General features: G+C 71.5%; 4 protein-coding genes. 2 read left to right on the top strand and 2 right to left on the bottom strand.

Translation table 11 applies throughout. The annotated features are described in order from the left end of the window. Positions 1-331 (bottom strand): RNA polymerase sigma factor (locus G6045_RS39150; protein ID WP_408056424.1); only part of this gene is annotated, 331 nt, incomplete at its 3' end. Positions 332-597: 266 nt separating this feature from the next. After that, a complete protein-coding gene (locus tag G6045_RS39155) occupies positions 598-1,389 on the bottom strand; it encodes a TetR/AcrR family transcriptional regulator (RefSeq protein WP_165337015.1) in 792 nt (263 codons plus the stop codon). Between the two features lie 394 nt (positions 1,390-1,783). Between G6045_RS39155 and G6045_RS39160 the strand changes: the two genes are divergently transcribed. Beyond that, positions 1,784-3,163, top strand: a complete 1,380-nt coding sequence (locus G6045_RS39160) for an NAD(P)/FAD-dependent oxidoreductase (RefSeq protein ID WP_165337016.1) — start codon at positions 1,784-1,786, stop codon at positions 3,161-3,163. 285 nt (positions 3,164-3,448) lie between these two features. Then, entirely contained in the window at positions 3,449-5,083 is a 1,635-nt protein-coding gene (locus tag G6045_RS39165) for an ATP-binding SpoIIE family protein phosphatase (protein ID WP_165337017.1), read from the top strand. The last annotated feature ends 47 nt before the right edge of the window (positions 5,084-5,130 follow it).

Raw genomic sequence — 5,130 nt, forward strand, 5'->3', positions numbered from 1 at the left:
GGGCGTCGCGGCAGCAGGTGCGCGAGTAGCGGCGCACCGCCTCGGCGTGCCGGCGGTAGAGCTCCTCGTACGCGGAGTCGTCGCCGGTACGCATCCGGGCGATCAACTCGGCGTCGGCGACCGGTGGTTCACCGCCCGCGAGGAGATCGTCGGCGAGCGAGCCCACCGGCTCGCGCTGCTGCGGCACCCCGGGCTCGGCCGCTCCGGCGGCCGGAGCCCCGGACGGAACCTGGGAAGGTCCGCCCTGGCTCGGCACCTGCCGAGAAGGAAGCCCGCCCTCCGCGGGCAGACCGCCCCCGCCGAACGGCTCTTCCTGCCCATCAACGCTCATCGCGCGAAGCCCCCGCATGCACACTCGGTCCCTGAGGAGCCGCCCGTAAATCCCCGCCCGCGTTTCGTGCGGACGACGGGGGCTTACGGGCGGCTCCTGACACCAGGAAAGACTGTCACACCAGGGATCACCACCGACCCCGGATGCACAGCAACCACTCATCCGGGGTGACTTACGGCGGCGTATCACTTGGATTCACTCGTTCGGGGAAGCCTTAACCGGCCATTGGTGCAGGCAAGTTGACTCAAACCCGAACGTACAGTCGCCTACCGCCCAGGCCGCGAACGCAGCCCTTCGAGCAGGATGTCGAGCAACCGCGCCGAAGCCGCCGCCTGCTGCGCCGCGTCCGGCAGCGAAGGCGCCGCCGTGGCGATGACGAGCAGGACGTCCGAGACGGTCACATCGCCGCGCAGCTCACCCGCCGCCCGGGCCCGCTCCACCAGCCGGCCGACCACCTCGAGCAGCGCCGCCGCCCCGGAGTCGTCCACCTCGTCGGCGGATGTCCCGCGCTGTTCCACCAGGCGCAGATCGGGCCCCGCGGCCGACTGCCGCTGCTGCGGCACCCGGGCATCGGCGAACTCGTCGGCCGCGCTCTCGTCCCCCTCGTCCGCCACCCCGACCCGCAGCACCTGCGGCGGCAGCAGCCGCCCGGCGCCCGAGGCCACGGAGGTGCGCAGGAAACGGGACAGCGCCGACCACGGCTCGTCCTCCTGGCCGAGAGCGGTGCGGGCCTGGTCGGTCAGCCGGGCCGTCTCCTCCTCGGCGATGCGTCGTACGAGCACGTCCTTGCTCGGGAACCGCCGGTAGACGGTGCCCACGCCGACCCGTGCCCGCCGCGCCACGTCCTCCATCGGCGCGCCGTAGCCCAGTTCGCCGAACACCTCGCGCGCGGCACGCAGAACGTGCTCGAGATTGCGCTGGGCGTCGACCCTGAGCGGTGTCGTACCGCCGCCGTCGGCGCCGCGGCGTATCGCCCCGTCGCCCACCACAGCGGTCGTCGCAGAAGATGGGGCAGCAGAAGCAGAAGCCGCGCCCCAACGTGAATCACGCATGTGCATAAGCGTTCCCCCGGTAATGACGTCTCCCCCCGGAGACTCTCCCCGCCTTGTCGATCGGTGTGCGCGGACTGTCCGCGAACCAGCTCGCCGCGCCGCTCGCCCCCTGCTCGCGAACCATGCGCACCGCGCCTGAAGCCGTACACCCCCCACACCCCGACGACACACGAACATAGTTGAGCCGGGGTCAATTCAGAAGGGGCCAGTTCCGCACGGAGCGCCCCCCGATCGGAGTACGCACCGGTCCGTCCCTGTTTCGCCCTGCGCCCCGGCCGCTTCGGCTCCTCGTTGACCTGCGCATTTTTCCAACGGGGACCACCCGCAGGGGCCGTGGCGGACGGTCACACCTTTTGCCGGGCCTGTGGACAAACCCGTGACACGGGTGCCTCATGGGAAGGTGACGGCTGATTCCCGCGGGACCTCCCCCGCCCCCCAAGCGCGCATCCTCGTCATCGGCGGCGGCTATGTCGGTCTGTACACGGCGATGCGTCTGCAGAAGAAGCTCGCGGCCGAACTGAAGGCGGGCACGACGGAGATCGTGGTGGTCACGCCCGAGCCGTATATGACCTATCAACCCTTCCTGCCGGAGGCGGCCGCGGGCTCCATCTCGCCGCGCCATGTCGTCGTCCCGCTGCGCCGCGTCCTCAAGCACTGCCGGATCGTCATCGGCGAGGCCGAGTCCATCGACCACGCCAAGCGGACGGCCACCCTCACCACCCTCGCCACCGAGGAGGAGGGCACGGGCCCGATCGAGATCTCCTACGACGAGCTGGTGCTCGCCCCCGGATCGATCTCGCGCACGCTGCCCGTCCCGGGACTCGCGGACTACGGCATCGGTTTCAAGACCGTCGAAGAGGCCATCGGTCTACGTAACCACGTCATCGAGCAGATGGACATCGCCTCATCGACCCGCGACCCCGCCGTCCGTGCCGCCGCCCTGACCTTCGTGTTCGTCGGCGGCGGCTATGCGGGTGTCGAGGCGCTCGGCGAGCTGGAGGACATGGCGCGGTACGCGGCCCGGTACTACCACAACGTCGGTGCCGAGGACATGAAGTGGATCCTCGTCGAGGCCTCCGACCGGATCCTTCCGGAGGTCGGCCCGGAGATGGGCAAGTACACGGTCAGCGAGCTGCGCCGGCGCAATATCGACGTACGGCTCGAGACCCGCCTCGACACCTGCGAGGACCGGGTCGCGGTGCTCGACGACGGCTCGCGTTTCCCGACGCGCACCCTCGTATGGACCGCGGGCGTCAAGCCGCATCCCATCCTCGCCGCGTCGGATCTGCCGCTGAACGAGCGCGGCCGCCTGAAGTGCACCGCCGAACTCACGGTGGAGGGCGCCCCGCACGCCTGGGCCGCCGGCGACGCGGCCGCCGTACCGGATGTGACCTCACAGGACGGCAAGGAGTGCGCCCCCAACGCACAGCACGCGGTGCGCCAGGCCAAGGTGCTCGGCGACAACATCGTGGCCTCGCTCAAGGGACAGCCCCTCACGAAGTACGCGCACAAATACGCGGGTTCCGTCGCCTCGCTCGGGCTGCACAAGGGTGTCGCGCACGTCTACGGACGCAAGCTGAAGGGCTACCCTGCGTGGTTCATGCACCGCGTCTACCACCTCAGCAGGGTCCCGACCTTCAACCGCAAGGCCCGGGTCCTGGCGGAGTGGACCCTGTCGGGCCTGTTCAAACGCGAGATCGTTTCGCTCGGTTCCCTTGAGCATCCGCGCGCGGAATTCGAACTCGCGGCCGGAGGCAAGCCCCCGAAGGAGTCGTCCTGACCGGATCGAGGAACTCCGTCCCCCAGGCCGGCGTCTGACGGGTGTTGGTTGACGGGTGTCGGTACGGACGGCCGGATGTCAGTCCGGTCGGCCAGACTGACCGAGCGTCCTGACGACCGACAGCCGGCATCCGCCGGGACCGAACGGACCGGTGACCCGGACCGGCCCCACCGGTCCGGTAGCCCGGACCGGCCACACCAGACCGAGCGGCGCGCCCTGGCCCCCAGGGCCTGCCGCCACGACCAAGGGCACCACGCCCCGACGACCTCCATGAGGCTTCCCTCCGTGAACTTCACGCGCTGGAGCGCCAGGCTCCCCGGTACGCAGCGCCGCGCCGCCGCGCGGTCCGACGACCGGGGTTCCGTGCCCGCCGCCCGAGCCGAGCACGGCTCCGATGCGCCGACCCCCGACGTGGAGGATCTGCCGGTGCGCGAGATCCTCGACCGCATCACCGGCCTCGTGGTCCTGGTGCACGGTCCCGAGCACCGCATCGCCTACGTCAACGAGTCCTACGCCGCCGCCTTCGGCCCCCGAGAGAGGGGCGCCGCCGCCGAGGACGCGCTGCCCGAACTGCGCGAGCTGGGTCTGCTGCCGCTCCTCGACCAGGTCCTGCGCAGCGACAAGCCGCGCACGGTGAAGTCCCGCAAGATGCCCTCGGGACGCTCGTACACCTTCACCTGCACCCCCCTCACCACCTCCGAGGGCGGCGGAGTGCTCGTCTTCGCCGCCGATGTCACCGACCACGCGGACGCGGCCGAGCGGCTGCGCGCGAGCGAGCGCCGCCACCGCGAGGCCGCCGTCACGCTCCAACGCTCCCTGCTCCCGCAGAAGCTGGAACAGCCCGACGACCTGCGTATCGCCGCCACCTACCAGCCCGGCGGCGCGGACGCGGCGGTCGGCGGCGACTGGTACGACGTGATCACCCTCGGCGGCGGCCGCACCGCCCTCGTCATCGGCGACGTCATGGGCCGCGGCGTCCGCGCGGCCGCCGTGATGGGTCAGCTCCGCACCGCCGTCCGCGCCTACGCCAAGCTCGATCTGCCCCCGCACGAGGTGCTCCAGCTCCTCGACGGCCTGGCCTCGGACATCGATGCCAGCCAGATCGCCACGATGGTCTACGCGATCCACGACCCCCACGAAGCCCGGCTCACGTACGCCTCGGCCGGGCATCTGCCGATCCTCGTACGCGATGAACTCGGCGCCCTGCACCGGGCGGAGGAGCCCACCGGGCCCCCGCTCGGCACCGGCGGCTGGCTGCACGCCTCCGGCACGATGGACTTCCCGCCCGGCTCCACCGCCGTCCTCTACACCGACGGCCTGGTCGAACGCCGCAGCGAGGACATCGACCACGGCGTCGACCAGCTCGAACGCGCCCTGGCCGGCGCCACCGGCACCCCTCAGGTCATCTGCGACCGCCTCCTTCGCGCCCTCAACGTCACCGCCGACCACGACGACGACGTGGCCCTGCTCGTGCTGCAGAACCCCGAGCACACCGGCTCCGACGCCGAGCTCTTCCGCGGTGCCTCGCTCGACCTCCTCGGCGGCGTCGAGGCCGCACCCCGCGCCCGCGCCTTCGCCACCGGCGTCCTGGCCAGCTGGCGCTTCCCGGCCGAGCTCTGCGAACTGGGCGTCCTGGCCGCCAGCGAACTCGTCGCCAACTCGCTCCAGCACGGCACCCCGCCGATGCGCCTGCGCCTGCGCCGCACCGACCGCCGCCTGATCATCGAGGTCACCGACGGCGACGACCACCTGCCCCTGCGCCGCCGCGCGGAGCCGGTGGACGAGGCGGGCCGCGGCATCGCGATCGTCGCCACGATCGCCTCCTCCTGGGGCTCCCGCCGCACACCGGGCGGCGGCAAGGCGGTGTGGTGCGAGTTCGCGTTGAAGTCCGGCCCGACAACTAGCCCCTGCGGCGTTTGAGCAGGATCCGAACGAAGTTCGGATGCGGGGGTGCAGGGGGCGAAGCC

Origin of the sequence: Streptomyces mesophilus (genome assembly GCF_011044995.1) — a bacterium.
Taxonomy (GTDB): Bacteria; Actinomycetota; Actinomycetes; order Streptomycetales; family Streptomycetaceae; genus Streptomyces; species Streptomyces mesophilus.